25 protein-coding genes and 1 pseudogene are annotated in these 25,959 nt (G+C 58.3%); 5 read left to right on the forward strand and 21 right to left on the reverse strand.

Features of this window, described 5'->3' with window-relative positions:
• Window positions 1-38: 38 nt before the first annotated feature.
• The 13 genes and pseudogenes from tolB to ACIP66_RS14025 all read right to left on the reverse strand — a co-directional run bounded on the left by tolB (window position 39) and on the right by ACIP66_RS14025 (window position 10,745).
• Window positions 39-1,319: a Tol-Pal system beta propeller repeat protein TolB gene (tolB, locus tag ACIP66_RS13965; RefSeq protein ID WP_172680149.1), complete on the reverse strand. Its 1,281-nt coding sequence runs from the start codon at window positions 1,317-1,319 to the stop codon at window positions 39-41.
• A 17-nt stretch (window positions 1,320-1,336) separates the two neighbouring features.
• Complete coding sequence (gene tolA, locus ACIP66_RS13970; protein WP_053123075.1) at window positions 1,337-2,416, reverse strand: cell envelope integrity protein TolA; 1,080 nt, start codon at window positions 2,414-2,416, stop codon at window positions 1,337-1,339.
• The gene (gene tolR, locus ACIP66_RS13975) at window positions 2,416-2,868 is read right to left on the reverse strand and encodes a protein TolR (RefSeq protein WP_161806672.1); all 453 of its coding nucleotides are present in this window, start codon (window positions 2,866-2,868) and stop codon (window positions 2,416-2,418) included. The genes tolA and tolR overlap by 1 nt, the downstream gene beginning before the upstream one ends.
• Before the next feature lie 22 nt (window positions 2,869-2,890).
• Window positions 2,891-3,556: a protein TolQ gene (gene tolQ, locus ACIP66_RS13980; RefSeq protein WP_166554502.1), complete on the reverse strand. Its 666-nt coding sequence runs from the start codon at window positions 3,554-3,556 to the stop codon at window positions 2,891-2,893.
• Window positions 3,557-3,628: 72 nt separating this feature from the next.
• Window positions 3,629-4,042 (reverse strand): annotated as a pseudogene (gene ybgC, locus ACIP66_RS13985) (tol-pal system-associated acyl-CoA thioesterase); the annotation flags it as partial.
• Window positions 4,043-4,169: 127 nt separating this feature from the next.
• Window positions 4,170-5,231, reverse strand: coding sequence for a Holliday junction branch migration DNA helicase RuvB (gene ruvB, locus ACIP66_RS13990; RefSeq protein WP_053123079.1), 1,062 nt, complete (start codon window positions 5,229-5,231; stop codon window positions 4,170-4,172).
• Window positions 5,232-5,840, reverse strand: a complete 609-nt coding sequence (ruvA, locus tag ACIP66_RS13995; RefSeq protein ID WP_053123081.1) for a Holliday junction branch migration protein RuvA — start codon at window positions 5,838-5,840, stop codon at window positions 5,232-5,234. It abuts the gene before it with no gap.
• A gap of 114 nt (window positions 5,841-5,954) precedes the next feature.
• On the reverse strand, window positions 5,955-6,482 hold the full coding sequence (gene ruvC / locus ACIP66_RS14000) for a crossover junction endodeoxyribonuclease RuvC (protein WP_008080220.1): 528 nt from the start codon (window positions 6,480-6,482) through the stop codon (window positions 5,955-5,957).
• Window positions 6,483-6,638: 156 nt separating this feature from the next.
• Window positions 6,639-7,385 (reverse strand): YebC/PmpR family DNA-binding transcriptional regulator, encoded by a 747-nt coding sequence (locus ACIP66_RS14005; protein WP_016983823.1) that lies wholly within the window; start codon window positions 7,383-7,385, stop codon window positions 6,639-6,641.
• 128 nt (window positions 7,386-7,513) lie between these two features.
• Complete coding sequence (gene aspS, locus ACIP66_RS14010) at window positions 7,514-9,289, reverse strand: aspartate--tRNA ligase (RefSeq protein WP_400648779.1); 1,776 nt, start codon at window positions 9,287-9,289, stop codon at window positions 7,514-7,516.
• 109 nt (window positions 9,290-9,398) lie between these two features.
• Entirely contained in the window at window positions 9,399-9,620 is a 222-nt protein-coding gene (locus ACIP66_RS14015; protein ID WP_053123084.1) for an FmdB family zinc ribbon protein, read from the reverse strand.
• A 133-nt stretch (window positions 9,621-9,753) separates the two neighbouring features.
• Window positions 9,754-10,092, reverse strand: a complete 339-nt coding sequence (locus ACIP66_RS14020; RefSeq protein WP_400648781.1) for a ribbon-helix-helix domain-containing protein — start codon at window positions 10,090-10,092, stop codon at window positions 9,754-9,756.
• A 182-nt stretch (window positions 10,093-10,274) separates the two neighbouring features.
• Window positions 10,275-10,745, reverse strand: coding sequence for a Dps family protein (locus ACIP66_RS14025; protein ID WP_053123088.1), 471 nt, complete (start codon window positions 10,743-10,745; stop codon window positions 10,275-10,277).
• A gap of 313 nt (window positions 10,746-11,058) precedes the next feature.
• On the opposite strand from ACIP66_RS14025, the gene ACIP66_RS14030 reads away from it, so the two are divergent.
• Complete coding sequence (locus tag ACIP66_RS14030; RefSeq protein WP_053123090.1) at window positions 11,059-11,661, forward strand: cold-shock protein; 603 nt, start codon at window positions 11,059-11,061, stop codon at window positions 11,659-11,661.
• Between the two features lie 66 nt (window positions 11,662-11,727).
• On the opposite strand, the gene ACIP66_RS14035 is transcribed toward ACIP66_RS14030, so the two are convergent.
• The gene (locus ACIP66_RS14035) at window positions 11,728-11,934 is read right to left on the reverse strand and encodes a SlyX family protein (protein ID WP_159812534.1); all 207 of its coding nucleotides are present in this window, start codon (window positions 11,932-11,934) and stop codon (window positions 11,728-11,730) included.
• Window positions 11,935-11,937: 3 nt separating this feature from the next.
• Window positions 11,938-12,363 carry an HIT domain-containing protein gene (locus ACIP66_RS14040; RefSeq protein ID WP_053123094.1) on the reverse strand — a complete coding sequence of 142 codons (426 nt, stop codon included), beginning with the start codon at window positions 12,361-12,363 and terminating at the stop codon, window positions 11,938-11,940.
• An 896-nt stretch (window positions 12,364-13,259) separates the two neighbouring features.
• On the opposite strand from ACIP66_RS14040, the gene ACIP66_RS14045 reads away from it, so the two are divergent.
• Window positions 13,260-14,585 (forward strand): OprD family porin, encoded by a 1,326-nt coding sequence (locus ACIP66_RS14045; protein ID WP_053123096.1) that lies wholly within the window; start codon window positions 13,260-13,262, stop codon window positions 14,583-14,585.
• A 230-nt stretch (window positions 14,586-14,815) separates the two neighbouring features.
• Here ACIP66_RS14045 and ACIP66_RS14050 read toward each other — a convergent pair whose 3' ends face one another.
• Window positions 14,816-15,658, reverse strand: coding sequence for a mechanosensitive ion channel family protein (locus ACIP66_RS14050; RefSeq protein ID WP_053123098.1), 843 nt, complete (start codon window positions 15,656-15,658; stop codon window positions 14,816-14,818).
• Between the two features lie 152 nt (window positions 15,659-15,810).
• Window positions 15,811-16,296, reverse strand: a complete 486-nt coding sequence (locus ACIP66_RS14055) for a YajQ family cyclic di-GMP-binding protein (protein WP_008080210.1) — start codon at window positions 16,294-16,296, stop codon at window positions 15,811-15,813.
• Between the two features lie 140 nt (window positions 16,297-16,436).
• On the opposite strand from ACIP66_RS14055, the gene ACIP66_RS14060 reads away from it, so the two are divergent.
• From ACIP66_RS14060 to ACIP66_RS14070, 3 genes are read left to right on the forward strand one after another with little or no spacing between them, the layout of a single operon-like run.
• The gene (locus ACIP66_RS14060; protein WP_400648784.1) at window positions 16,437-17,354 is read left to right on the forward strand and encodes a putative 2-dehydropantoate 2-reductase; all 918 of its coding nucleotides are present in this window, start codon (window positions 16,437-16,439) and stop codon (window positions 17,352-17,354) included.
• 45 nt (window positions 17,355-17,399) lie between these two features.
• Window positions 17,400-19,436 (forward strand): PAS domain-containing sensor histidine kinase, encoded by a 2,037-nt coding sequence (locus ACIP66_RS14065; RefSeq protein ID WP_159812536.1) that lies wholly within the window; start codon window positions 17,400-17,402, stop codon window positions 19,434-19,436.
• A 3-nt stretch (window positions 19,437-19,439) separates the two neighbouring features.
• Window positions 19,440-20,015, forward strand: coding sequence for a cob(I)yrinic acid a,c-diamide adenosyltransferase (locus ACIP66_RS14070; RefSeq protein ID WP_400648785.1), 576 nt, complete (start codon window positions 19,440-19,442; stop codon window positions 20,013-20,015).
• Window positions 20,016-20,135: 120 nt separating this feature from the next.
• Here the strand turns inward: ACIP66_RS14070 and ACIP66_RS14075 are convergent, their stop codons facing one another.
• The 4 genes from ACIP66_RS14075 to secA form a co-directional block, all read right to left on the reverse strand.
• Complete coding sequence (locus ACIP66_RS14075; protein WP_400648786.1) at window positions 20,136-21,083, reverse strand: Nudix family hydrolase; 948 nt, start codon at window positions 21,081-21,083, stop codon at window positions 20,136-20,138.
• Window positions 21,080-21,712: a glutathione S-transferase family protein gene (locus ACIP66_RS14080; protein ID WP_159812539.1), complete on the reverse strand. Its 633-nt coding sequence runs from the start codon at window positions 21,710-21,712 to the stop codon at window positions 21,080-21,082. The genes ACIP66_RS14075 and ACIP66_RS14080 overlap by 4 nt, the downstream gene beginning before the upstream one ends.
• Window positions 21,713-21,865: 153 nt before the next feature.
• On the reverse strand, window positions 21,866-23,083 hold the full coding sequence (argJ, locus tag ACIP66_RS14085; RefSeq protein WP_053123110.1) for a bifunctional glutamate N-acetyltransferase/amino-acid acetyltransferase ArgJ: 1,218 nt from the start codon (window positions 23,081-23,083) through the stop codon (window positions 21,866-21,868).
• A 122-nt stretch (window positions 23,084-23,205) separates the two neighbouring features.
• A complete protein-coding gene (gene secA / locus ACIP66_RS14090) occupies window positions 23,206-25,941 on the reverse strand; it encodes a preprotein translocase subunit SecA (RefSeq protein WP_053123112.1) in 2,736 nt (911 codons plus the stop codon).
• Window positions 25,942-25,959: the final 18 nt, after the last annotated feature.

Below are 25,959 nucleotides of genomic sequence, written 5' to 3' on the forward strand. Positions count from 1 at the left end.
TGAACCCCAGTGTGTTAAGTAAAACGTGTAGCGCCCGCTCACTTCAGGTAAGGGGACCAGGACGGTTCTCTGACTTCGCCTTGAGCGGTAGGAAGCGGGAGCCTAACGCGTCCATTAATGGACACGAGCATCAAGACTCCCCGGCCCTGTTGGCGGGTGGCGTAGATTACCATGGTGCCGTTGGGCGCAACAGTAGGCGACTCGTCCAGAGTGCTATCAGTGAGGATCTTTACACTACCTCGCTGCAAATCCTGGGCTGCCACCTTGAAATTGGTGAAACCGTCCTGACGATGGATCATCACCAGGGTCTTTTCATCCGCCGACAATTTAGGGTTGGCGTTGTAGTTACCGATGAAGGTCACTCGCTCCGCACCGCCGCCACTGGCGCTGGTTTTGTAGATCTGTGGCTTGCCGCCGCGATCCGAGGTGAAGTAAATGGTCGAACCATCCTTGCCCCAGTACGGTTCGGTGTTGATGCCTGGACCTGCGGTCACGCGAGTGATCTGACGCGAAGCCAGGTTCATCACGTAAATGTCCGGGTTACCGTCTTTCGACAGGACGAACGCCAGACGATCACCATTCGGCGACCAGGCCGGTGCACCGTTCAAACCTTCGAAGTTGGTGATCTGCTCACGGCGACCGGTGTCGATGTTCTGCATGAAGATGCGCGGACGGCGCTGTTCAAACGAAACATAAGCGATGCGCTTGCCATCCGGTGCGAAACGCGGCGACAGGATCGGCTCACGCGATTGCAGCAGAGTCACGGCGCGAGCACCGTCGTAGTCCGAACGTTGCAGGGTGTAGCGAGTGTTCTTCTCGGAGAAACGCTCGGCCGTTACGTACAGCAGGCGAGTCGAGAACGCACCCGGGATACCGGTGAGTTTTTCGAACGACTGGTCAGCAATGAAGTGCGCCATGTCGCGGATTTGATCCGTGGTACCGGAGACGCTGCCGTCAGCCACTTTCTGCTCGGTGGCAACGTTGAACAGCGCCCATTGCACCTGCAGGCGACCGCCGGCTGGAGCAATGCTGCCGACCATCATGTATTGAGCACCCACCGCCTTCCAGTCACGGAAGATGATTTCGCTCGGCTGGCTTGGCTGGCTGATCATGTTTTGCTTTGGAATCGGCGAGTAGTAGCCCGAGTTACGCAAATCGTTACCAATGATTTCAGCCATGTCGTCCGGCAGGACGGCACCGCCCTGCATACCAAACGGCACAACCGCGATCGGAGTAGCCCGATCACTGCCGCTGGTAACCAGAATGTTCTTTTCATCAGCCATCGCGATCCCTGCCATGCAGCAGATCACGACCAGCATTCCTCGAAGAAGGTTTCTCACAAGGCTAGATCCTCAGGTGTGAATGTCATCTTGAATGAACGATACGGAGCGAAATCGCTCGGCTTCATTCCCTGCATTTCTGTCAAACGTCCAATATTCTTCACTGCCGCCACTGCCGAAGCATCAAACGGACCATCGCCGCTGGACTTGGACACGCTGACCGAAGTCACCGTACCGTCCGGCAACATGCCGATTTGCAGCACGACCGTCATGCCTTTGCGTGCCGAAGGTGGTCGAGCCCAACCTTCTGCTGCTCGCGCACGAATCAGGTCATCGAAACTGCCCGCGACTTCGTCACCCTGCTCATCCGCCAAAGCCTGCTGGCGCTGCGGCGTGTCGGAAAGCAAATCGGCCAAGGCCTGAGCCTTTTTGTCTTCGGTCGATTTACGTGCCGCATCCTGCGCTTTCTTCTTCGCAGCATCGGCAGCAGCTTTCTTCTTCGCTTCGTCGGCGACTTTCTTCTTCGCCTCGTCAGCTTCAGCTTTCTTCTTGGCGTCGTCGGCGGCTTTCTTCTTCGCGTCTTCGACAATCTTCTTCTTGGCTTCTTCAGCGGCCGCTTTCTTGGCCTCTTCTTCAGCAGCCTTTTTGGCTTCGTCTTCGGCTTTCTTCTTGGCTATATCAGCCAATTGTTTCTCTTCTGCCTTTTTCGCCTCAGCCTTTTTCGCGTCGTCGGCTTTTTTGGCTTCATCAGCCTTTTTCGCTTCGTCCGCTTTTTTCGACTCGTCGGCCTTCTTGGCTTCCTCGGCTTTTTGAGCCGCTTCTTCTTTCTTTTGTTCCGCCGCAGCCTTGATCTCTTCCTGCTCGACCTTTTTCTGCTCCATCTGCTCGACTTCGGTCTGACGCGCGGCGGATTTCTTCGCCTCACCCGCAATCTTCTGATTGGTCTGGGTGGTTGCCTGACTTTTCGATTTCAGCTGGTACAGGGTCGCCTGGACAATCGGCTTGGCCGGCGGCAGCTCTGGTGTAAAGGCGAAACTGACGAACAGCATGCCGAACACCAGCACGTGCAGGACAATTGCCAGAACACTAGGCCAGAAGTAGCTTTCCGAGGCGGACGGCTCTCGCTGTTGCTGCATCAGGGGGCCTCGGTAATCAAACCAACATTACCGACCCCGGCTTTCTGCAACCCGCCCATGGCGCCCATGACGGAACCATAATCGACGGTCTTGTCACCGCGGATGAAGACCTGGGTACGCTTGCCGCCTTCGGTGCCGGCACGAATGATCTTGGTCACCGCGTCGGTCATTTGCGGCAGGGTCATGGCCCTGTCCTGTTGCTTCTCGGTATCGACTTCGCTGCCAAGGTTCCAGTAGTAGGTCTTGTCAGCCTTGATCGAAATGGTCAGGACTTGCGTGTTGTTGTCCTGCGGCAAGGCTTCGCTGGAAACCTTGGGCAGATCAACTTTCACGCCCTGATTGAGCATCGGCGCGGTCACCATGAAGATGACCAGCAGCACCAACATCACGTCGATGTAAGGCACTACGTTCATCTCGGCGACCGGCTTGCGCTTTTTGCGAGCTCGAGCGATTAAAGCCATTGGAAATACCTGCTTATTCTTCGCTGGTGTGCACTTTGCGGTGCAGGATCGCCTGGAATTCATCGGCGAAGGTGTAGTAGCGGCCCAGCAAGGTTTCGCTGCGAGCGGCGAAACGGTTGTAAGCGATAACCGCAGGGATCGCGGCGAACAGACCGATCGCGGTGGCGATCAGGGCTTCGGCGATACCCGGGGCCACAGTGGCCAGGGTTGCTTGCTGGGCGCTGGCCAGACCGCGGAAGGAGTTCATGATGCCCCACACAGTACCGAACAGACCGATGTACGGGCTGACCGAACCAACGGTGGCGAGGAACGGCAGGCTTTGCTCGAGTTTCTCTTCTTCACGGGAAATGGCAACGCGCATGGCACGGGCCACACCTTCCATCACCGCTTCAGGGTCGACACCTGGCTGCTGACGCAGACGCGAGAACTCTTTGAAACCGGCGCGGAAGATTTGCTCGACGCCCGAATCCGGATCCGGGTTGCTGCCCGCCTGACGGTACAGTTTGGACAGATCGATACCCGACCAGAAGCGCTCTTCGAAGCTCTCCAGGGCGCGTCGACCGGCACGCAGCAGATTGCTGCGCTGAAAGATCATGATCCATGAGGTCACCGATGCGGCCACCAGGGTCAACATTACCAACTGCACCACGATGCTGGCATTGCTGACCAGGCTCCACATGGAGTAATGTTCGACGACGTTAGCTTCACGCTTTATCTCCTGCTTTGAGTGTGTACCCGGGCCGACCGCGTCGGCAAAGGCCGCACGCAAGTCTTCGGGAAGGGCCCGGGGTTTCAAACTGTTAGTGCGCACACAGGCCACCAAAAACTGCCCTTCACAGAGCAGCACATTATCCGTAGCCCGCCTGACCTGCTGTTTAAAGCGCAGGCTGGCACGGTTCAATTCGATTACTTCAGCGCTTACCAGCAGTTCGTCATCCAGTCGCGCCGGCGCGTGGTAACGCGCTTCGCTGGAATGCACGACAAACAACAGATCCTCCCCTGCCAACTGCGATTGGGCAAAGCCCAGTTCACGCAGCCGCTCGGTTCGAGCCCGTTCCATAAACTTGAGGTAATTAACGTAATACACGATGCCGCCCGCATCGGTGTCCTCGTAATAAACGCGACAACGATGTGCGAACGGCCCAAGCCCGTTTTGCGCGCGCATACTCTAGTGCTTACTCCTCAGGTTGCCAATCCGGCCAGGCAACTGTTTTTCATGGTTTCAAAGCTTTAACGCAAAAGTACCGTCGTCTGACAGTACAAACCCTGAATAAATCGACAACAAATGTGTATTAATCGTCCACGGCATCGAGAAACTCGTCTGCCACGGGCATTTCGCCCATTCGTGACGGAATGTTTAAACCGAAATGCAGGTACGCATGCCGGGTCACCACCCTGCCCCGTGGCGTACGCATGATGTAGCCCTGCTGAATCAGATATGGCTCCAGCACGTCTTCAATGGTGTGACGCTCTTCGCTGATCGCCGCCGCCAGACTGTCGATACCGACCGGTCCGCCGTCGAACTTCTCGATCATGGTCAACAGTAGACGTCGATCCTGATGGTCAAAGCCATGTTCATCAACATCCAGCAGGTTCAACGCCAGATCGGCGACCGATTTGGTGATGTGCCCTTTGGCGCGGACTTCAGCAAAATCACGCACGCGACGCAACAAACGGTTGGCGATACGCGGCGTACCGCGGGCACGGCGAGCGATTTCAAAGGCGCCTTCCGGATCCAGTGGCAGACCGAGAATAGCCGCCGAACGACTGACAATCGTCGACAGATCCGCGGTGCTGTAGAACTCAAGACGCTGGACGATACCGAAGCGGTCACGCAGCGGGTTGGTCAGCATGCCGGCGCGCGTCGTGGCGCCGACCAGGGTAAACGGTGGCAGATCAAGTTTGATCGAACGCGCCGCCGGCCCTTCGCCGATCATGATGTCGAGCTGGAAATCTTCCATCGCCGGGTACAGCACTTCTTCAACGATCGGCGACAGGCGATGGATTTCATCGATAAACAACACGTCGTGCGGTTCAAGGTTGGTCAGCAATGCCGCCAGATCACCGGGACGCTCAAGCACCGGGCCCGAGGTACTCTTGATCGACACGCCCATTTCCTGGGCAATGATGTTGGCCAGCGTGGTCTTACCCAAGCCCGGCGGGCCGAAGATCAGCGTGTGGTCGAGGGATTCACTGCGGCCACGCGCGGCCTGGATGAACAATTCCATCTGCTCGCGCACGGTCGGCTGACCAATATAGTCGGCCAGGCTGACCGGGCGAATGGCCCGATCCTGGACTTCTTCGCGCTCACGCGGGCTGTGCGCGGCGGCGATCAGACGATCAGCTTCAATCACTTAAATCATTCCCTTCAGGGCGCGGCGGATCATGTCTTCACTGCTCAAATTCTTGTCCTTGATCGCGGAAATCGCCTTGCTCGCTTCCTGCGGTTTGTAACCGAGGGAAATCAACGCGCTGACGGCATCGTTCTCGGCGGTATTGACCGGCGCCGGGCCGTCCGGCTGATTCGGCACCAGCGCAAACATCGCCGGCGAAGTTTCCCACGCCTTGAAGCGATCTTTCAGCTCGACCAGCAAACGCTCGGCCGTCTTCTTGCCAACGCCCGGCACCTTGGTCAGCGCCGAGGTGTCCTGGGATTGCACGCAGCGGATCAACTCGTCGACTTCAAGACTCGACATCAACGCCAGGGCCAGTTTTGGCCCGACACCATTGAGACGGATCAACTCGCGAAAAAAGTCTCGCTCACGTTTACCGGAAAAACCATAGAGCAGTTGCGCGTCTTCGCGTACGACCAAATGGGTGTGCAGGGTCAGTGGTTCACCGACCGACGGCAGACGATAAAGCGTGGTCATCGGTACTTCCAGCTCATACCCGAGGCCGTTTACATCCAGAATCAGGTGCGGCGGCTGTTTCTCAGCCAGGGTGCCGCGCAAGCGTCCAATCACGTTTCAGATCCTTGAGCGTTGGCCAACCGTGGGCTGGCGACTGTCGAAACGCGGATTTCGGGCCGACGACACAGGCGCAAGCATCCGCTTTCGGGAAATTTGATGCTGATGCTATCAGAGACGCAGGCGCCCGCCACGACTGCGTGCAGTGCCCAAGCCGTGCGGCAGCAGACTGGAGCGGGTGTGCGCGTGGCAAATGGCAATGGCCAGGGCGTCGGATGCATCGATTTGCGGTTTGGCGGTCAGCTTGAGCATGTGCATGACCATCATCTGCACTTGTTCTTTATTGGCGGCGCCGGTGCCCACCACGGCCTGCTTGACCTGAGTCGCGGTGTACTCGGCGATCTCCAGGCTCTCTTCGGCGCCAGCGACAATCGCCGCGCCACGGGCCTGACCGAGTTTCAGTGCAGAATCGGCGTTTTTCGCCATGAAGACTTTTTCGATGCCCATGGTGACCGGGCCGTAGGTCTGAATGATTTCACGCACGCCGCGATAAACGATTTGCAGCCGTTCGTGCAGCTCGCCCGCACCGGTGCGGATGCAGCCGGAAGCCACATAGATACAGCCGCCACGCCCGGTATCGCGAACAATCCCGTAACCGGTGATGCGCGAACCGGGGTCGATACCAAGAATTAAAGTCATAACGCCTGCAGAAATTGATGCGAAAGCTGAGGGTACAGGTAGGAGCTGCCGAAGGCTGCGATCTTTGTGTTTTTAAAAGATCAAAAGATCGCAGCCTTCGGCAGCTCCTACAGGTGAAGTGTAGAGCCAGCAAAAACTGCGACCTTTCTATTTACATCAACCGAGCTGAGCGGCCACGTCTTCCGGAATGTCCGCGTTGGAGTAGACGTTCTGCACGTCATCCAGATCCTCAAGCATGTCGATCAGCTTGAGCACCTTCTCCGCGCCTTCCAGATCCAGCTCGGCGCTGGTGGTTGGCTGCATGACGATTTCCGCGTCATCACCCTTGAAGCCAGCCGCTTCCAGTGCATTACGCACCGCGTAGAAACTGGTGAACGAGGTGAACACGTCGATCGAACCGTCTTCGTGTGCAACCACGTCATCGGCATCGGCTTCCAGCGCCGCTTCGGTCAGTGCGTCTTCATCGACGCCCGGCGCAAAGCTGATCTGGCCTTTACGTTCGAACAGATAGGCCACCGAGCCGTCGGTACCAAGGTTGCCACCGCACTTGCTGAACGCATGGCGCACGGCTGCGGCGGTACGGTTGCGGTTGTCGGTCATGCACTCGACCAACACCGCTACGCCGCCCGGGCCGTAGCCTTCGTAGGTCAGCTCTTCAACGTTGTCCGCTTCGGTCGCACCGGCGCCACGCGCAACGGCACGGTCGATGATGTCGCGGCTCATGTTTGCGCTCAGCGCTTTATCCAGCGCCAGACGCAGACGCGGGTTGGAGCCCGGATCACCGCCGCCCTGACGGGCCGCAACGGTCAGTTCGCGGATCCACTTGGTGAAGATCTTGCCCCTTTTGGCATCCTGACGTTCTTTGCGGTGCTTGATGTTCGCCCACTTGGAATGACCAGCCATAACTCGCTCCGAATTCTCTTTGAAACGTTGCCCGCCCTGCTCATGCAGCGGCCAGCACACAAAAAATCTCGACCTGCTTTCTATAGATAGAAAAAAGGCGCATCCGAAGATGCGCCTTCAGGCCCGTGTTACTCAGCCTTTGGCGTTTCGCGCAAACGAATGTGCAGCTCGCGCAGTGCCTTGGCATCCACGACACCCGGCGCTTGCGTCATCACGTCAGCAGCACTCTGGGTTTTCGGGAAGGCGATCACTTCACGGATCGACTGGGCGCCGGTCATCAGCATCACCAGACGGTCGAGACCGAAGGCCAGACCACCGTGCGGCGGCGCACCGTATTTCAGGGCGTCGAGCAGGAAGCCGAATTTCTCTTCCTGTTCCGCTTCGTTGATACCCAACAGGCGGAATACCGCTTGCTGCATTTCCTTGCGGTGAATACGGATCGAACCGCCACCCAGTTCAGTACCGTTCAGCACCATGTCGTACGCGCGGGACAGCGCGCCAGCCGGGTTGGCTTCCAGTTCTTCCGGAGAGCACTTCGGCGCGGTGAACGGGTGGTGCAGCGCGGAGAAGCTGCCGTCGTCGTTTTCTTCGAACATCGGGAAGTCGACAACCCACATTGGTGCCCACTTGCAGGTCAGCAGGTTGAGGTCGTGACCGAGCTTGATACGCAGTGCGCCCAAAGCTTCGCTGACGATCTTGGCCTTGTCGGCGCCGAAGAACACGATGTCGCCGTCAACGGCGCCAACGCGATCGAGGATGGCGTTGAGGTTGTCCAGCGGGATGTTTTTCACGATCGGCGATTGCAGACCTTCAACACCGGCAGCGCGCTCGTTGACCTTGATGTACGCCAGGCCTTTGGCACCGTAGATGCCGACGAACTTGGTGTAATCGTCGATCTGCTTGCGTGGCATGCTTGCGCCGCCTGGTACGCGCAGCGCAGCGATACGGCATTTCGGATCGTTGGCCGGGCCGCTGAATACTTTGAAATCAACTTCTTTCAGTTGATCGGCAACGTCGACCAGTTCCAGCGGAATACGCAGGTCTGGCTTGTCGGAACCGTAGCGGCGCATGGCTTCTTCGAAGGTCATGTGCGGGAATTCGCCGAATTCCAGATCCAGCACTTCCTTGAACAGGTTGCGGATCATTTGTTCGGTCAGGCCCATGATCTCTTTTTCATCGAGGAAGCTGGTTTCGATGTCGATCTGGGTGAATTCTGGCTGACGGTCAGCGCGCAGGTCTTCGTCGCGGAAGCACTTGGCAATCTGGTAGTAACGGTCGAAACCGGCAACCATCAGCAGTTGTTTGAACAACTGCGGCGATTGCGGCAGAGCGAAGAACGAACCGGCGTGAGTACGGCTCGGCACCAGATAGTCACGCGCACCTTCAGGGGTGGCACGGGTCAGGATCGGTGTTTCAACGTCGAGGAAGCCGTTTTCGTCGAGGAAGCGACGGATGCTGGTGGTCATGCGCGAACGCAGACGCAGCTTCTCGGCCATTTCCGGACGACGCAGGTCGAGGAAGCGATAGCGCAGACGGGTTTCTTCGCCGACGTCGGAGAACTCGTTCAGCGGGAACGGCGGGGTTTCCGACTCGTTCAGCACTTCCAGCTCATAACCCAGCACTTCGATCATGCCCGACGCCATGTTGGCGTTGGTGGCACCGGCCGGACGCAGACGCACCTTACCGGTGATCTTCACGACGTATTCGCTGCGCACGCGATCGGCGGCGGCGAATCTCTCGGCGCGATCCGGATCGAATACCACTTGGGCCAGACCATCACGATCACGGATATCGAGGAAAATCACCCCGCCGTGGTCGCGACGACGGTGAACCCATCCGCAAAGGGTAATTTCCTGACCTTCCAGGCTTTCGTTCAGTTGGCCGCAATAATGGCTGCGCATCATGGTAGTGGTTTCGCTTCTCGTAATTCGAAATTCGGTGGAGATCCCGCCGCACTCAAACTGTGTGCGCCATCGGGACACTCACGCGTGTCGTTCGACCTGGGTTTGAACCCTAGTCAGATTTGTCGCCACCGGCCAGGTTCTTCTTGGCGCCGGTCTTGAAATCGGTTTCGTACCAGCCGCTGCCGCTGAGGCGAAAGCCTGGCATGGACATTTGTTTCTTGAGCTCTGGCGCCTGGCAGGCAGGGCAGTCGACCAGCGGTGCAGCGCTGATCTTTTGAATGGCTTCCAACTGATGACCACAGGAAGCACATTGGTAATCGTACATCGGCATGGAGGTGTCTCGGCGATCAGATTGCTACCGCGCGCAGGGCTTTGCGGCGAAAGAGCGGGATTATATCCATTAAATGCGGCCTGTGCAGCCGTAAGACTGCACGGGCCGCGACCTCGCTTGCAACCGTCACTGTTCAGACCGCGATGGCCGGCGCCACCTCCCGACCACTGTTCATCACACAGACCACCCGCACCAGCGCACTGAAATTTTTCACTCCGCCGTGACGCAACTGCACCTCGCGGTCGACGTGGGACAACAGCGAACTGATCGAACAGCAATTATTGGCCGCCATATTGGCGAGGATGTTCCAGTACACCTGCTCCAGTCGCAGGCAGGTGGCGTAACCATTCAAACGCACGGATCGCGACAGCGGCCGGATCAATGCCATGTCGAACTCATTGACGAACGGATCGACGATCAGTTCATGGGGCGGCACGACAACCCTGTCGCTGCGCCTGTCTGCATCTTCCATATCGTTGACACTCCTTTGCCATCTCTGCGGATTTTCAAAGCCACTTCCTGTGACCTCCATAAAAACGCAGACGCAAAGTTATAGCCAGACGACTTGTTGACCCGCCACGTAGGATAAGCCAACGCAACAAGTAAGAGTCTGGACAGCGCGCCTGCAACCCAACGATTACAGGCGCGCTTCGATCAGCCTTCGAGCAGCGCGCGGAGCATCCACGCGGTTTTTTCGTGCACCTGCATGCGCTGGGTCAGCAGGTCGGCGGTCGGCTCATCGCTGACTTTATCGAGCAACGGGAAAATGCCGCGTGCGGTGCGGGTCACGGCTTCCTGGCCAGCGACGAGTTGCTTGATCATGTCTTCGGCGCTCGGCACGCCCTCTTCTTCCTTAATAGAAGAAAGACGCGCGTACGTCGCGTAGGCGCCCGGAGCCGGAAAGCCCAGCGCGCGAATGCGCTCGGCGATCGAATCCACGGCCAGCGCCAGTTCGTTGTATTGCTCTTCGAACATCAGGTGCAGCGTACGGAACATCGGGCCGGTGACGTTCCAGTGGAAGTTGTGGGTCTTGAGATACAGCACGTAGGTGTCGGACAGCAGTCGCGACAGTCCTTCAACGATGGATTTGCGGTCTTCTTCACTGATACCGATATCGATTGCCATGTTTACCCCCTAACGGCGATTGAATTCATCCAACAGGTGCAGACCCACTCTAGCAAGGCTGACCACACCTCGCAGCCTTGATTGGCCACAGACGCTGCGACAAATCGACCGACGCTGTGCCGCTGGCCGGGCTGATTTGAGTAGCCGCAGGCTTTGCTGTTAAATAGGCAGTGTGTCGCCATGCCCCATTTTTCGGGGTGTTGCGCATAGGCTGATGCCGTGTACGTGTCCAACGCCTCTTATTTTTGTTCCGAAGCGAACCGTGCGCCTTCAGCTCTTCCTTGTGAGCCGTCATAAACGTGAGCCAATTAAAATGTTGAAAATCGTCCACCTGCTAATGGGCGCAGCGGCTTTGCTGCTGTCGTTCATACCTAGCTTGAAATCCGAAGCCGTTCCCTACCTGCAACAACCCGATGCACTTTACCTGGCCTTTTTCGGCCTGCTGAACCTGATCATTGCCCCGGTGATTCCTTACTGGAACAAAGGCCCGCGTCAGCATCTGCAAAACCTCGTCAGCGCGCTTCTGGTACTGACCGTTGTCCTGCAAACCCTGACCCTGATCGCGCCGATGCCTGTCATCGCCGGCCAGCCAGCCGTGCTGTTCACCCTGGTGATCGCTCTGGTTGCCGTGGTTCTGCACCTGGCCGTCAGCTTCTATCGTTCTTCACCTGCTGCCGCGCCAACCAGCTATGACATGACCAATCGTGATACCGGTACCGTCAAGTGGTTCAACACTTCCAAAGGCTTCGGCTTTATCTCCCGGGATTCCGGCGATGATATTTTCGTGCACTTCCGTGCAATCCGTGGCGAAGGCCACCGCGTTCTGGTCGAAGGCCAGCGCGTCGAGTTCTCGGTGATGAACCGGGACAAAGGCCTGCAAGCCGAGGACGTGATCGCTGCTCTGCCGCGTCGCTGATTCAAGGCAATAAAAAACCGCGAGCAGCCTGGCTGTTCGCGGTTTTTTTATGCCTTCAGAAAAGCCTTAATAGTGCGGCGGTGGCGCCTCTTCATCAAAAGACTCGAACTGCCCGACCATTTCTTCCTGACGCTTGAGCAGCGCCGCCATCTGCAATTGCAGACGATCGACTACGCGCTGCTGCGCGACCAGCACGTCGTTCAACGCCTGAATGGTGTCGTCCTGAAACGCCAGACGGCTTTCCAGATCGGTAACGCGTTGTTCCAGGCTCATGCTTCAGCCCTCCAGAAACGTGAAGTCTTCGGTCAACACCAGACGCAAGCGCTCGCGAATCGCGGCAACCTGCTCGGCACTGTATGGCTTGGCCGGGTGCTTGCCCCAGACCGGCGCCGGCCAGGCGGCGTCATCGCGTTTGCGCACAATTACATGCATGTGCAACTGGCTGACAACATTACCCAGTGTTGCCACGTTCATTTTGTCCGCATCCAGCAAGTCCTTGAGCAACTCGGCCAGTGCGGTAGTTTCCAGCCACAACTGCTGCTGATCGGCGACATCCAATTGAAACAACTCGCTGATATCGTCGCGACGAGGCACCAGGATGAACCATGGATAGTTGCTGTCGTTGGACAGCAACAGGCGGCAGAGCGGGAAGTCACCGATGGTCAGCGTGTCCTGTTGAAGTCGTGAATCTAAAGCAAACACTGCGCGCACTCCCGGCTGATCGACATATTCAGCTTAGCGGCCAGCCCGATGGGCAGCGCACCAAGCGACAGACCGGAAGCATACCGCGAATACGCCAGTCTTCACGACAGCTGTGCCCTGCGGCGCTTTCGCCGAACGCCCCGACATGTGACATTTATTGGCGCCCTGCACCAGCACGGAACCGAGAGGGATAACGAATACGCGTAAATGACTGAAAACCATTGAGGCGTTCGAGATTACCCACATGCCGGACTGTGTGATTACAGGACAGGGTGTCATTTTTTTGCACCAAAACCGCACAGTGCGTCTACGCTCAGGCGTCGAAGCATCCGCCGAATACTCACTGGCGGGGTGAACCGGTAACGTTTTTGGCTGTCGCACGCGGCCGATGCCTTGGCAACACGATAGCCGGAATGGCGTCAAGCCCTTGTAGAAAGGGGCTTGGCGCCCCGTATTTATAAGGTTTTTACAGGTAACAGGCGGTGTTCAGAAAAATAACCGCACCGACATTGCGGTTTGTGCACGCTTGTTGCATTCGTACACATATGGACTATAAGCGCACCACACGATGTGGATGCCTCAAGCCCAACAAAAACAGTGGCAGGGTTGCCCGATGGAGATTCAAGTGTTTTGCCAGGGACTCTTTTTTAGCGATGCAAAAGGCTAGAAAAACAGCGAGAAAGTTGTAGACCCGATTGCATCGGTACTGTGAATTTGCGACCTCTACAAAGCCATCTGCGACAGCGTCGTAAAGAAGGTGAAACGTTAGATTCGCAAGTATCGCCAACATTGTCGGCGTGATATAAGTTTGCGCCGACACAAAAAGAAAGAGCCGCCCAGATAATAAAACAGGTGGGACGGCAGTACTCTTCTAAAAACCAAAGGAGCAAATCACGATGCGCGTGATGAAGTGGAGCATGATCGCACTGGCTGTTGCAGCAGGCACCTCGCAGTTCGCAGTGGCGTCTTCTCAGGATGATTCCAAAGGTTTCTTCGGCGACCAGAGTCTGAAACTGAAGACTCGTATGGAATACATGAACCGTGACTTTAAAAACGGTGCAGGCAACGGCTCTTCCGGTACTGCTGGCTATCGCCAGGACACCGGTGTCAGCCAACTGCTGACTTACGAGTCGGGCTTCACTCAAGGCACCATCGGCTTCGGTCTCGACGCCATGGCAATGGGTTCGGTCAAACTGGACGGCGGCTCGGGCCACCGCGGTAACGGCCTGTTCGCCAGCGACAGCGACGGCAACCCGGAAAAATCCCAGGGCAAAATCGGCGGCGCAGTTAAATTCCGTCTCTCCGACACCACCCTGAAATACGGCCAGCAATTTGTTGCCAGCCCAGTGTTCGCTACCGATGACAGCCGTCTGCTGCCAGAAGTCGCGACCGGTACCCTGATCACTTCCAAAGAGATCAAAGGTCTGGAACTGAGCGCAGGTCGCTTCACTTCCCTGAGCAAGCAAACCGGTATGGGCCGTGACAGCATCGGCGGTCTGCCTGATGAAAACGGTAACGGCGGCAAAGGCCTGACCAACATCAATATCTTTGGTGCCAGCTACGCCTTCACCGACAACTTCACCGGTGCACTGGCTGCTTCCGACGCTGATGACTACTTCAAGAAGTACTACATCAACCTGAACTACACCTTGCCGATCGACGACACGCAGTCGTTGAACTTCGACCTGAACGGTTACAAAACCAAGGGCGACAGCCGTGGTGACCTGGTCGACGCCATCGGTGACGGCACTCTGGGTGTGGACAACAACCTGTGGTCCCTGGCCGCTGCTTACAGCCTGGGCGCGCACAAGTTCACTGTTGCCTACCAGCAGTCGAGCGGCGACAACGCTTACTACTATGGCGTTGACGGTAACAGCACAATCTTCGTAGCCAACTCCATCCAGATCTCCGACTTCGTGGGTCGCGAAGAGAAATCCTGGCAGGCTCGCTACGACATCAACATGAAAGACTACGGCGTTCCTGGCCTGAGCTTCATGACCCGTTACGTGATGGGTGACAACATCGAGACCAACGGTCTGGGTGAAGGTAAAGAGAACGAGTGGAACGCCGAGTCCAAGTACGTTCTGCAAGAAGGTCCAGCCAAAGACCTGTCGTTCCGTCTGCGTTATGCCATGTACCGTTCGAACGGTGCTTACAGCGGCTACTCGTCTGACAACAACGACGTGCGTCTGATCGTTGAGTACCCACTGAACATCCTCTAATAGGGATGCACAGCTGAAGTACTGTAGAGCTCTGCTCTAAACAAGAACCGCTCACCTGCTTCAGGTGGGCGGTTTTTTTATGCCTGGCTTGACTGCATTCGAATGACAAAGATTAGTCAGCTATCTATTAGCTGGCGAACTTTAATGGCTGCCATAAAAAAAACCCAAGAGTGCGAACAGCTCTTGGGTCTTTATTGATTAACTGACTGCAAAGCCAGGTATCAAGGTTGTTACTGCGCCGCTGTTTCCTGAACTACGCGAATGGTTCGCTGCGGAAAAGGAATATCAATACCAGCGGTTTTTAAACGATCACGCGACTGCTCGTTAAACATGAACATCACGTCCCAGTAGTCTGCAGTTTTAACCCACACACGCAGGGAAACGGTGATCGCGCTGTCACCCAGCGTGGAAATTACCGCCTGCGGCGCCGGGTCTTGCAGAATGCGCTCGTCGTTGGCCAGATCCAGCAGCACTTGACGGGCCTTTTGCAGATCGGCTTCGTAATCAACGCCCACATCGAACACCACCTTGCGGGTCGGCTGACGATTGGTGTTGGTGATGATGCCGTTCGACAGGTTGCCGTTAGGCATGATGATGGTCTTGTTGTCGCCGGTACGCAGTACGGTGTGGAAGATCTGGATGCTGTCGACAGTACCCGCCACGCCCTGCGCTTCGATCCAGTCACCGATACGGAACGGACGGAACAGCAGAATCAGCACGCCACCGGCGAAGTTCGCCAGGCTACCCTGCAACGCCAGACCGATGGCCAGACCGGCAGCACCGATTGCGGCAACGAACGAGGTGGTTTCCACGCCGATCATCGACGCGACGCTGACGATCAGCAGCACTTTGAGAATGATGTTGGCCAGGCTGCTGATAAAACCTTGCAGCGCCAGGTCAGCATTGCGCAGAGCCAGCAGACCGCCGAGTTTTTGCGTGACCTTGTTGATCAGCCACCAGCCGATGGCCAGGGTAATCACTGCCAGCAGCACGCGGCTGCCGTATTCCATGATCATCGGGATCCACGCCTGGGATGCCTTGACCAGTTGGTCTACCTCAGCATTCAAATCCATCTTCTATCTCCTGATTTCCGGCTTTCCGGGGTGTATTCAAAACAAATGTGGGAGCGAGCCTGCTCGCGAAAGCGCTGGGTCATTCAGCCAATGAGTTGACTGACACACCGCTTTCGCGAGCAGGCTCGCTCCCACAGGTCATCTGACCGGGCTTAGTCGCGGAAGTTGTTGAACTGCAGCGGCATGCCGAATTCCTTGGCACGCAGTGCAGCGATGGCTTCTTGCAGGTCATCACGCTTCTTGCCAGTCACGCGCACTTGCTCGCCCTGAATGGCGGCCTGCACTTTCAGCTTGGCGTCTTTGATGTGGCCGACGATTTTCTTCGCCAGTTCTTTGTCGATGCCTTCCTTGAGGATGGCGTCCTGCTTCATCAGCTTGCCCGATGCATAAGCGTCCTTGACCTCGAGGCACTGCACATCGATCTTGCGCTTGACCAGCGCCAGCTTGAGGATTTCGATCATCGCTTCGAGCTGGAACCCGGCTTCAGCGGTCAGGCTCACGGTCAGGTCTTTTTCCTTGAACTCGAAGCTGCCTTTGCCTTTCAGGTCATAACGACGATCGAGTTCCTTCACGGCGTTCTCGACCGCGTTGGTGAGTTCGTGTTTGTCCAGTTCGGATACCACGTCGAACGACGGCATGTAATCTCTCCAATAAAAAGGCGCGCTCGATGAGGATGGAGCGCGCTTGGCTTGCGGTTAAAATCGGGCTCATTATAACGGGTCTTTTCCTACGAACACGGCGAGCCGCACATGCCTGTACGCAATCGAGCAAAAAACTGATGTCGACCACCTGGCACGTCCTCGGCGCCGGCAGCCTCGGCACACTGTGGGCCACGCGTCTGGCCCGGGCCGGTTTGCCGGTGAAATTGATCGTGCGCGATGCCGAACGCCTGCGCAGTTATGAAGCGGCCGGCGGGCTAACGCTCGTCGAACACGGCCAGGCCAGCACGCATGCCGTGCCGGGCGAAACCGCCGACAGCCCTGAGCCAATTCGCCGACTGCTGGTCGCCTGCAAAGCCTACGACGCCGAAAGTGCTATCGCCCGCCTCGCCCCGCGCCTGACAGCGGATGCCGAACTGATCCTGTTGCAGAACGGCCTCGGCAGTCAGGACGCCGTCGCCACGCGGGTTCCGCAAGCGCGCTGCATCAGCGCGTCCAGCACCGAAGGCGCGTTTCGCGACGGCGACTGGCGCGTGGTGTTCGCCGGTCACGGCTTCACCTGGCTGGGCGATGTCACTCAACCGGTTGCGCCGATCTGGCTGGACGATCTGCAAGCCGCGAACATTCCCCACGAGTGGAGTACCGATATCCTCACGCGGCTGTGGCGCAAACTGGCGCTCAACTGCGCGATCAACCCACTGACCGTGCTGCACCACTGCCGCAACGGTGGTTTGCAGGATCATCATTGCGAAGTCGCCACGCTGTGCGCCGAACTCGCCGAGTTGTTGCAGCACTGCGGCCAACCCGCTGCCGCTGAGAATCTGCAGCAAGAAGTCGAACGGGTGATTCAGGCGACGGCGGCCAATTACTCATCGATGTATCAGGACGTCGCCAACCAGCGCCGCACCGAAATCAGCTATCTATTGGGCCACGCCTGCAAAGTCGCCACGCGTCATCAATTGAATCTGCCGCACCTCAACCAATTGCAGCAGCGCCTCGTCGCGCATCTGCACAGCCTTGGATTGCCCAGCGACTGAGCAGCGGCTACGCTGGCCACTTGTTCCTTTGCTGCGATAAACCTGATGCCATTGCGCCAGCGCCTCGAAAACCTGCCGGTCGGCCAGAAACTGCTGGCCGCCCTGCTGGTGCTGTTGACCACTGTGTTGCTGGTCGCCAACCTGACCTTTATCAGCGCCGCCTACTACATTTCCCAGGAAAGCATGGCGCCGCAGGCGTTGCAGACCATCGGCCGACTGATCGCCAACCCGAGTCTGGTCAGCGAGTCCCTGCAATCACCGGAGAGCGCCGAGCGTCTGCTCAAGGAACTCGACAGCTACTCGCCATTACGCGCTGCTGCTATCTATGACGGCAAAGGCGAACGCCTCGCGCAGGTGCAGCGCGGCGACAAACTCAAACTGCCGGAACGCTATCGGCACATCGAAGCCTGGCAACTCACCGAATTTCGCAGCAACCAGTTGATCACCCTGCCCCGCCCCGGCACCGCGCCCGGCCATCTGCTGTTGGTAGCGAGCAGCGAACTGCCGATGGCGTTCTACACCGGCACCCTGACCGCGAGTCTTGGGATTCTGATTTTCAGCGTGCTGTTGTGGCTGGTGATTGCCCGCCAGATCAAACGCCTGATCACCCGGCCGATCCATCAACTGGAAGAACTCTCGCGTCAGGTCACCCGCGAAGAGAACTACGCCCTGCGTGCCTCACGCGGCAACCACGACGAAATCGGCAGCCTCGCTGAAGCGTTCAATACCATGCTCTCGCGCATTGAAGCCCGCGAGCAGCAGCTCAAACGCGCCCGCGACGACTCGCAAGCCGCCTACGATCAGGCTCAAGGTCTGGCCGAGGAAACCCGCCACACCAACCGCAAACTGGAACTGGAAGTTCAGGTACGCAGCAAAATCGAGAAGAAGCTCACCGGTTTCCAGAATTACCTCAACAGCATCATCGACTCGATGCCCTCGGCACTGATCGCACTCGACGAACAGCTCTACGTCACCCAATGGAATCAGGAGGCCAGCGCCCTTTCCGGCACACGTCTGGACGAAGCGCTGAACCAGCCGATCTTCCTCGCCTTCGAACCGTTGAAGCCGTTTTTGCCGCAGCTCAAACAAACCGTCGAACAACACACGGTGGCGAAAATCGAACGGGTGACGTGGTTCAAGGACGACGAGCCGAAGCATTACGCGCTGACGTTTTATCCGCTGATGGGTGGCGCCGGCCGTGGCGTGGTGATCCGCATCGATGACATCACCCAGCGTTTGTCGCTGGAAGAAATGATGGTGCAGTCGGAGAAGATGCTTTCGGTCGGCGGCCTCGCGGCGGGCATGGCCCACGAGATCAATAACCCGCTGGGCGCGATCCTGCACAACGTGCAAAACATCCGTCGACGCCTTTCAGCAGATCTGCCGAAGAACATTGAAACCGCCGAACAACTGGGCATCGAACTCGATACCGTCAACCGTTACCTGCAAGGCCGCGAAGTGCCGAAACTCCTCGACGGCATTCAACAGGCCGGTGCCCGTGCGGCGAAAATCGTCACGCACATGCTCAGCTTCAGCCGTCGCAGCACTCGGGAAATGGCACCGTGCGACCTGCCGGCGCTGATCGATCAAGCGGTGGAAATCGCCGGCAACGACTTCGATCTGGCGATCGGTTTCGACTTCAAGGGTCAGGCCATTGTGCGCCAGTTCGACCCGGCGCTCGGCCCGGTGCCCGGCACTGCCAACGAGCTGGAACAAGTACTGCTCAACCTGCTGAAAAACGCCGCGCAAGCGATTCACCAGCGTGAGGACGACAGCGAACCGGGGCGGATTATTCTGCGCACCAAACTCAATCCGCCGTGGGCCGAGATTCAGGTCGAGGACAACGGCATCGGCATGAGCGAGAGTGTGCGCAAACGCACCTTCGAGCCGTTCTTCACCACCAAGGAAATCGGTCAGGGCACCGGGCTTGGCTTGTCGGTGTCGTACTTCATCATCACCAACAATCACAAAGGCCAGATGGAAGTGCAGTCGGCGCCCGGTCAGGGCACCTGTTTCACCCTGCGCCTGCCGCTGGCGCCACCACCGGCCATCGCGGCTGAAATCAATCAACTACCGAGGTAACCCATGGGCTTTCGCTTGTCGAAGATTTACACGCGCACCGGCGACAAAGGCGAAACCGGCCTGGGCGACGGCCGCCGCGTACCGAAGGATCACCCGCGCATCGAAGCGATTGGTGAAGTCGATACGCTGAACAGTCAGGTTGGCGTGTTGCTGGCCGGGTTACTTGCCGAGCGCGAGGCCACTCCGGGGCTGAATGAATTGATCGAGGTATTGGCGCCTTGTCAGCATCGACTGTTTGATCTGGGTGGCGAGTTGGCGATGCCGGAATATCAGGCGCTGAACGCGGCGGAAATCGAGCGGCTGGAAGCGGCGATCGACGTCTGGAATGAGGAGTTGGGGCCGCTGGAGAATTTCATTCTGCCGGGTGGTTCGATGTTGATTGCGCAGGCGCATGTGTGCCGCAGCCTGGCGCGGAGTGCCGAGCGGCGCTGTCAGCATCTGAATGCGATCGAGCCACTGGCCGGGGTTGGCCTGGCGTATATCAATCGGTTGTCGGATTTGTTGTTTGTGGCGGCGCGGTTGATTGCGCGGCGGCAGGGGATTGCGGAGATTTTGTGGCAACCGGCGGCCAAGCCTTAGATTTGCAGTGATTGGAAGGACGCCTTCGCGAGCAGGCTCACTCCTACAGTTGACCGTATTCCAACTGAAGGAACACGGCCCATGTAGGAGTGAGCCTGCTCGCGATGAGGCCAGCAGCCGTTACAGAGAATCAGGCCAGAATGCGCGGATCCCCGCAACACCCTGCGCCCCAACACCCCAAGCCTTCTCGCGCTCCGCCGGGCCCACCCCGCCCAACAGAAACACCGGCTTACTAAAGCCTTCGATCAACGCCGAAGCCTGCTCCCAACCCAACGGCTGCGCATCCGGGTGCGTCAACGTCGGCTGCACCGGCGACAGCGTCACAAAATCCACGCCCATCTGCTCCGCCAACGCCAATTCCTCAGCGTTGTGGCACGACGCCGCCAGCCAGCGCTCAGCCGGCAACGGCCGCCCCGCCGCTGCGTATTTACGCAACTGCGCTGAAGTGATGTGCCAACCCGCCGACGGGAAATCACCGAGCCATTCAAATGGCCCTTTGATCATCAATTGCGCCTTGCCAGCGCAGAGACCGGCGGCATCCACAGCCAGATCGCGGTACTTCGGGTCGTAACCGTTCGGTGCGCGCAGCTGGATGAGCTTGATCCCGCCAGCAATCGCCTTCTGAATCCCGCGCAGCAAAGCCGGGGTTTCCAGATCTTCCGGGGTGATCAGGTATTCACCCGGCAGACGCGCGGCCGCGACGATGGGTTGGTTGGCGGCCGGGAACTCGTAGTTCGGCAAGTCTTTCGCAGTCACCCAGGCCAATGGCTGGCCTTCGGCACCGTGCGGTTCGCCGGTGAATGCCGAGACTTCCCAGACATCCAGCAACACCTGCTTGTCCGGGTAATCGTGACGCACTTTGATCAGCGGTCGGGCGGCGCCAACGACGATGCCCAGTTCTTCTTTCAGCTCACGGGCCAGCGCGCTTTCGACGGTTTCGTCCGCCTCGACCTTGCCGCCGGGAAACTCCCACAGCCCACCCTGATGCTGGGAGTCGGCGCGGCGGGCAATGAGGATTTTGCCGCTGTCGTCACGGATGACGGCGGCGGCGACGTGTACACGTTTCACGGATTCAACTCCTCCAGTCCAGCCTGTTGCCACGCTTTGAAGGCGGGCCATTGGTAGACGGTTTCAACATAGGCTTCGTCGGCGGCCGGCAGTTTTACCTGATAGGTGCGCAGGCGCACGGCAATCGGCGCGAAGAAGGCATCGGCCAGACTGACGCGACCGAACAGGTAAGGCCCGCTCTCGGTGGCGGCGTCACGGCATTCGGCCCACAGCGCGAGCATGCGTTCGATATCGACCTTCACTTCTGGCGGCACCGGGTTGAGCGGCGCGTCATGACTGAGGTTGAACGGCATGTGATTGCGCATGGCGAAGAAGCCGCTGTGCATTTGTGCGCAAGCGGATCGGGCCTGAGCGCGGGCGAAAATGTCGCTCGGCCAGAGTTGCTCGGACGGGAACTGTTCGGCCAGGTATTCGGCGATGGCCAGCGAATCGGCAACCGTGCCGCGCGAGGTTTGCAGCAGCGGCACTTTGGCGGTCGGCGAATGCTTGAGCAGCCGCTCGCGGGTGTCGGGCTTGCCGAGTTTGATCAGTTCTTCGGTGTAAGGAGCGCCGGTCAGTTCAAGCGCCAAGGCAGCGCGCAGAGACCAGGAGGAAAGCAGTTTGTCGCCGATGATCAGGTGCAAGGACATGGTGTGGCGCCTTTTCGTCAGAGGTAAAACTTTGGGTCTGAGGTGCCTGGACTGCCGTCTTCGCGGGCAAGCCTTGCTCCTACAGGTCAACGCTATCCGGTAGGAGCAAGGCTTGCCCGCGATGATGCCGGCAGCCCACTCCTGAGCTTTAGATCAAGTGCGGTATTCAGCGTTGATCTTCACATACTCATGCGACAGGTCGGTGGTCCAGATGGTTTCGCTGCATTCGCCGCGACCCAGTTCGATGCGGATGGTGATTTCTTCCTGTTGCATCACTGCCGAGCCTTGCGCCTCAGTGTAGGTCGCCGCGCGCGCGCCACGGCTGGCGATGCACACGTCGCCGAGGAACACGTCGATTTTGCTCACGTCCAGATCGGGCACGCCGGCACGACCGACGGCCGCCAGAATACGGCCCCAGTTCGGGTCGGAGGCGAACAGTGCGGTCTTGATCAGCGGCGAGTGCGCCACAGTGTAGCCAACGTCCAGGCACTCCTGATGGTTGCCGCCGCCATTCACTTCAACAGTGACAAATTTGGTCGCGCCTTCGCCGTCACGCACGATGGCTTGGGCCACGTCCATGCAAACCTCGAACACCGCTTGCTTCAATTTGGCGAACAGCTCGCCTTCAGCGCGGGTGATTTCCGGCAGTGCAGCCTTGCCGGTAGCGATCAGCATGCAGCAGTCGTTGGTCGAGGTGTCGCCGTCGATGGTGATGCGGTTGAACGATTTGTTGGCGCCGTCGAGCATGAGGTTGTGCAGCACGTCGCGGGAGACTTTGGCGTCAGTGGCGATGTAACCGAGCATGGTCGCCATGTTCGGACGGATCATGCCCGCGCCTTTGCTGATGCCGGTGACGGTGATGGTCACGCCGTCATGCTGGAACTGGCGGCTGGCACCTTTTGGCAAGGTGTCAGTGGTCATGATGCCGGTGGCAGCGGCTTCCCAGTTGTTTTCCGAGAGATCGTCCAGCGCAGCTTGCAGCGCGCCTTCGATCTTCTCGACCGGCAGTGGCTCGCCGATTACACCGGTTGAGTACGGCAGAATCTGGCTGGCATCGACGCCAGTCAGCTCAGCCAGCCTGGCGGTGGTGCGCTCGGCAGCGGCCAGGCCCGGCTCGCCGGTGCCCGCGTTGGCGTTGCCGGTGTTGGTCAGCAGATAACGCACGGCGTTCTGTACGCGTTGCTTCGCCAGAATCACCGGCGCGGCACAAAAGGCGTTCAACGTGAACACGCCGGCCACGGTCGAACCTTCGGCGCAGCGCATCACAACGACATCTTTGCGCCCAGGGCGCTTGATGCCGGCCGAGGCAATACCGAGTTCAAAACCGGCAACCGGGTGCAACGTTGGCAAAGGACCAAGACCAACAGCCATGAATGCGCTCCTTACTCAATGATGTCAGCACCGTCACGCGCAGTGACGGTGGTTTAAATGGCAAAACGCCGCGACGGCATAAGCCGGTCGCGGCGCGGGTATTTCAGCAGTGATAACGGGTTTTACTGGATCTGCCCGTGGCAATGCTTGAATTTCTTGCCCGAACCGCAGTAGCACAGTTCGTTGCGGCCCAGCTTCTGTTCGTTGCGAACCGGGGCGGCGGCGAGGGCCACATCGACCTCTTCACCGAGCAGTTCCGGTTGCTCCAGACCTGGCGCTTCAGCGTGTTCGAACTGCATGCGGGCGGCCAGTGCTTCGGCTTCCTGACGCAGACGTTGCTCTTCGGCTTCCGGGTCTTCGCGGCGAACCTGAACGTGCGAGAGCACACGGATCGAGTCGCGCTTGATCGAATCGAGCAGTTCGGAGAACAGCGTGAACGACTCGCGCTTGTACTCTTGCTTCGGGTTCTTCTGGGCGTAACCACGCAGGTGGATACCGTGACGCAGGTGATCCATGGTCGACAGGTGGTCTTTCCACAGGTCATCCAGCACGCGCAGAACGATTTGCTTCTCGAAGGAGCGCAGTGCATCGGCACCGGCCTGATCTTCTTTCTCGTTGTACGCCGCCATCAGCTCGGTCATGAGCTTCTCGCGCAGGGTTTCTTCGTAGAGGTGATCGTCTTCGTCGAGCCACTGCTGAATCGGCAGTGTCACGCCGAAATCGCTGGCAATCGACGCTTCCAGACCGGCAACGTCCCACTGTTCCGGCAGCGATTGCGGCGGAATGTGTGCGCTGACGGTGGCGTTGAGCACGTCCTGACGGAAGTCGGCGATGGTTTCACCGATGTTGTCAGCGGCCAGCAACGTGTTACGCATGTGATAAATCACTTTACGCTGTTCGTTGTTGACGTCGTCGAACTCGAGCAGTTGCTTACGAATGTCGAAGTTACGGCCTTCAACCTTGCGCTGCGCCTTCTCGATCGCGTTGGTCACCATGCGGTGCTCGATCGCTTCGCCCGGCTGCATGCCCAGGGCTTTCATGAAGTTCTTCACCCGGTCAGAGGCGAAGATACGCATCAGGCTGTCTTCCAGCGACAGGTAGAAGCGGCTGGAACCGGCATCACCCTGACGACCGGCCCGACCACGCAACTGGTTGTCGATACGGCGCGATTCGTGACGCTCGGAAGCAATCACCTGCAAACCACCGGACTCCAGCACTTGCTGGTGACGCTTCTGCCAGTCGGCCTTGATCTGGGCGATTTGCTCAGGGGTCGGGTCTTCCAGCGAAGCGACTTCCACTTCCCAGTTGCCGCCCAACAGAATGTCGGTACCACGACCGGCCATGTTGGTGGCGATGGTCAGCGCGCCCGGACGACCGGCCTGCGCAATGATTTCAGCTTCTTTTTCGTGGAACTTGGCGTTGAGAACCTTGTGTTCGATGCCTTCCTTCTCGAGCAGTGCAGACATGTGCTCGGAGGTTTCGATGGTGGCAGTACCCACCAGCACCGGACGACCGGCAGCCATGCTTTCTTTGATGTCTGCAACGATTGCCGTGTACTTCTCTTCGGCAGTCAGGAACACCAGGTCGTTGTAGTCCTTACGCGCCAGCGGCTTGTTCGGCGGAATGACCATGACCGACAGACCGTAGATCTGATGGAATTCGAACGCTTCGGTGTCAGCGGTACCGGTCATGCCGGACAGCTTGGTGTACAGACGGAAGTAGTTCTGGAACGTGGTCGAGGCCAGGGTCTGGCTCTCGGCCTGAATGTTCAGACCTTCTTTGGCTTCGATGGCCTGATGCAGACCTTCGGACAGACGGCGACCCGGCATGGTACGGCCGGTGTGTTCGTCGACCAGTACGACCTGGCCGTCCTGCACGATGTATTCAATGTTGCGGTTGAACAGTTTGTGCGCACGCAGACCGGCATAGACGTGGGTCAGCAGGCCCAGGTTATGCGCCGAGTACAGGCTCTCGCCTTCAGCCAGCAGGCCGACGCCGGTGAGCATGTCTTCGATGTACTGGTGACCGGCTTCGTTGAGTTCGACCTGACGGGTCTTCTCGTCAACGGTGTAGTGGCCAGCCTTGGTGACTTCGCCTTCAACTTCTTCGACGTGCAGTTCCAGCTGCGGGATCAGTTTATTGATCTCCATGTACAGCTTGGAGCTGTCCTCGGCCTGACCGGAAATGATCAGCGGGGTACGCGCTTCGTCGATGAGGATGGAGTCGACTTCGTCGATCACGGCAAAATTGAGTTCGCGCTGGAATTTTTCTTCCATGCTGAACGCCATGTTGTCGCGCAGGTAGTCGAAACCGAATTCGTTGTTGGTGCCGTAGGTGATGTCGGCGGCGTAGGCGATACGCTTCTCTTCCGGCGGCTGGAACGGCGTCACGACGCCGACGGTCAGGCCGAGGAATTCATACAGAGGACGCATCCAGTTGGCGTCACGGCGGGCCAGGTAGTCGTTCACCGTCACAACGTGCACGCCCTTGCCGGACAGTGCGTTGAGGTAAACGCCCAGTGTTGCCACCAGGGTCTTGCCTTCACCGGTACGCATTTCTGCGATCTGACCTTCATGCAAGGTCATGCCGCCGATCAGCTGGACATCGAAGTGACGCATACCCATGACACGCTTACCGGCTTCGCGGGCGACCGCAAAGGCTTCTGGCAGCAGTTTGTCGAGGGTTTCCCCTTTGGCGATGCGGGCCTTGAACTCGTCGGTCTTGGCGCGCAATTGATCGTCCGAAAGGGCCACCATTTGCTCTTCGAAGGCATTGACGAGCTGCACCGTCTTGAGCATGCGTTTGACTTCACGCTCGTTCTTGCTTCCAAAAAGTTTCTTTAACAAAGGCGCAAACATATCGGCAGGATCTTCCAC

This window comes from Pseudomonas sp. NPDC088429, from assembly GCF_044753305.1.
GTDB lineage: Bacteria > Pseudomonadota > Gammaproteobacteria > Pseudomonadales > Pseudomonadaceae > Aquipseudomonas > Aquipseudomonas rustica.

Bases quoted from the DNA above. Each gene is read 5' to 3' on its own strand.
- ruvC (WP_008080220.1), bottom strand. From the start codon at position 6,482: ATGACTTTAATTCTTGGTATCGACCCCGGTTCGCGCATCACCGGTTAC.
- ACIP66_RS14070 (WP_400648785.1), top strand. From the start codon at position 19,440: ATGGGCTTTCGCTTGTCGAAGATTTACACGCGCACCGGCGACAAAGGC.
- ACIP66_RS14025 (WP_053123088.1), bottom strand. From the start codon at position 10,745: ATGGCAATCGATATCGGTATCAGTGAAGAAGACCGCAAATCCATCGTT.
- ACIP66_RS14055 (WP_008080210.1), bottom strand. From the start codon at position 16,296: ATGCCGTCGTTCGACGTGGTATCCGAACTGGACAAACACGAACTCACC.
- ACIP66_RS14030 (WP_053123090.1), top strand. From the start codon at position 11,059: ATGTTGAAAATCGTCCACCTGCTAATGGGCGCAGCGGCTTTGCTGCTG.
- ACIP66_RS14050 (WP_053123098.1), bottom strand. From the start codon at position 15,658: ATGGATTTGAATGCTGAGGTAGACCAACTGGTCAAGGCATCCCAGGCG.
- ACIP66_RS14065 (WP_159812536.1), top strand. From the start codon at position 17,400: ATGCCATTGCGCCAGCGCCTCGAAAACCTGCCGGTCGGCCAGAAACTG.
- tolB (WP_172680149.1), bottom strand. From the start codon at position 1,319: ATGCTGGTCGTGATCTGCTGCATGGCAGGGATCGCGATGGCTGATGAA.
- ACIP66_RS14020 (WP_400648781.1), bottom strand. From the start codon at position 10,092: ATGGAAGATGCAGACAGGCGCAGCGACAGGGTTGTCGTGCCGCCCCAT.
- ACIP66_RS14015 (WP_053123084.1), bottom strand. From the start codon at position 9,620: ATGCCGATGTACGATTACCAATGTGCTTCCTGTGGTCATCAGTTGGAA.
- tolA (WP_053123075.1), bottom strand. From the start codon at position 2,416: ATGCAGCAACAGCGAGAGCCGTCCGCCTCGGAAAGCTACTTCTGGCCT.
- tolQ (WP_166554502.1), bottom strand. From the start codon at position 3,556: ATGTGGAGCCTGGTCAGCAATGCCAGCATCGTGGTGCAGTTGGTAATG.
- ACIP66_RS14080 (WP_159812539.1), bottom strand. From the start codon at position 21,712: ATGTCCTTGCACCTGATCATCGGCGACAAACTGCTTTCCTCCTGGTCT.
- ACIP66_RS14005 (WP_016983823.1), bottom strand. From the start codon at position 7,385: ATGGCTGGTCATTCCAAGTGGGCGAACATCAAGCACCGCAAAGAACGT.
- argJ (WP_053123110.1), bottom strand. From the start codon at position 23,083: ATGGCTGTTGGTCTTGGTCCTTTGCCAACGTTGCACCCGGTTGCCGGT.
- ACIP66_RS14060 (WP_400648784.1), top strand. From the start codon at position 16,437: ATGTCGACCACCTGGCACGTCCTCGGCGCCGGCAGCCTCGGCACACTG.
- secA (WP_053123112.1), bottom strand. From the start codon at position 25,941: ATGTTTGCGCCTTTGTTAAAGAAACTTTTTGGAAGCAAGAACGAGCGT.
- ACIP66_RS14045 (WP_053123096.1), top strand. From the start codon at position 13,260: ATGCGCGTGATGAAGTGGAGCATGATCGCACTGGCTGTTGCAGCAGGC.
- aspS (WP_400648779.1), bottom strand. From the start codon at position 9,289: ATGATGCGCAGCCATTATTGCGGCCAACTGAACGAAAGCCTGGAAGGT.
- ACIP66_RS14035 (WP_159812534.1), bottom strand. From the start codon at position 11,934: ATGAGCCTGGAACAACGCGTTACCGATCTGGAAAGCCGTCTGGCGTTT.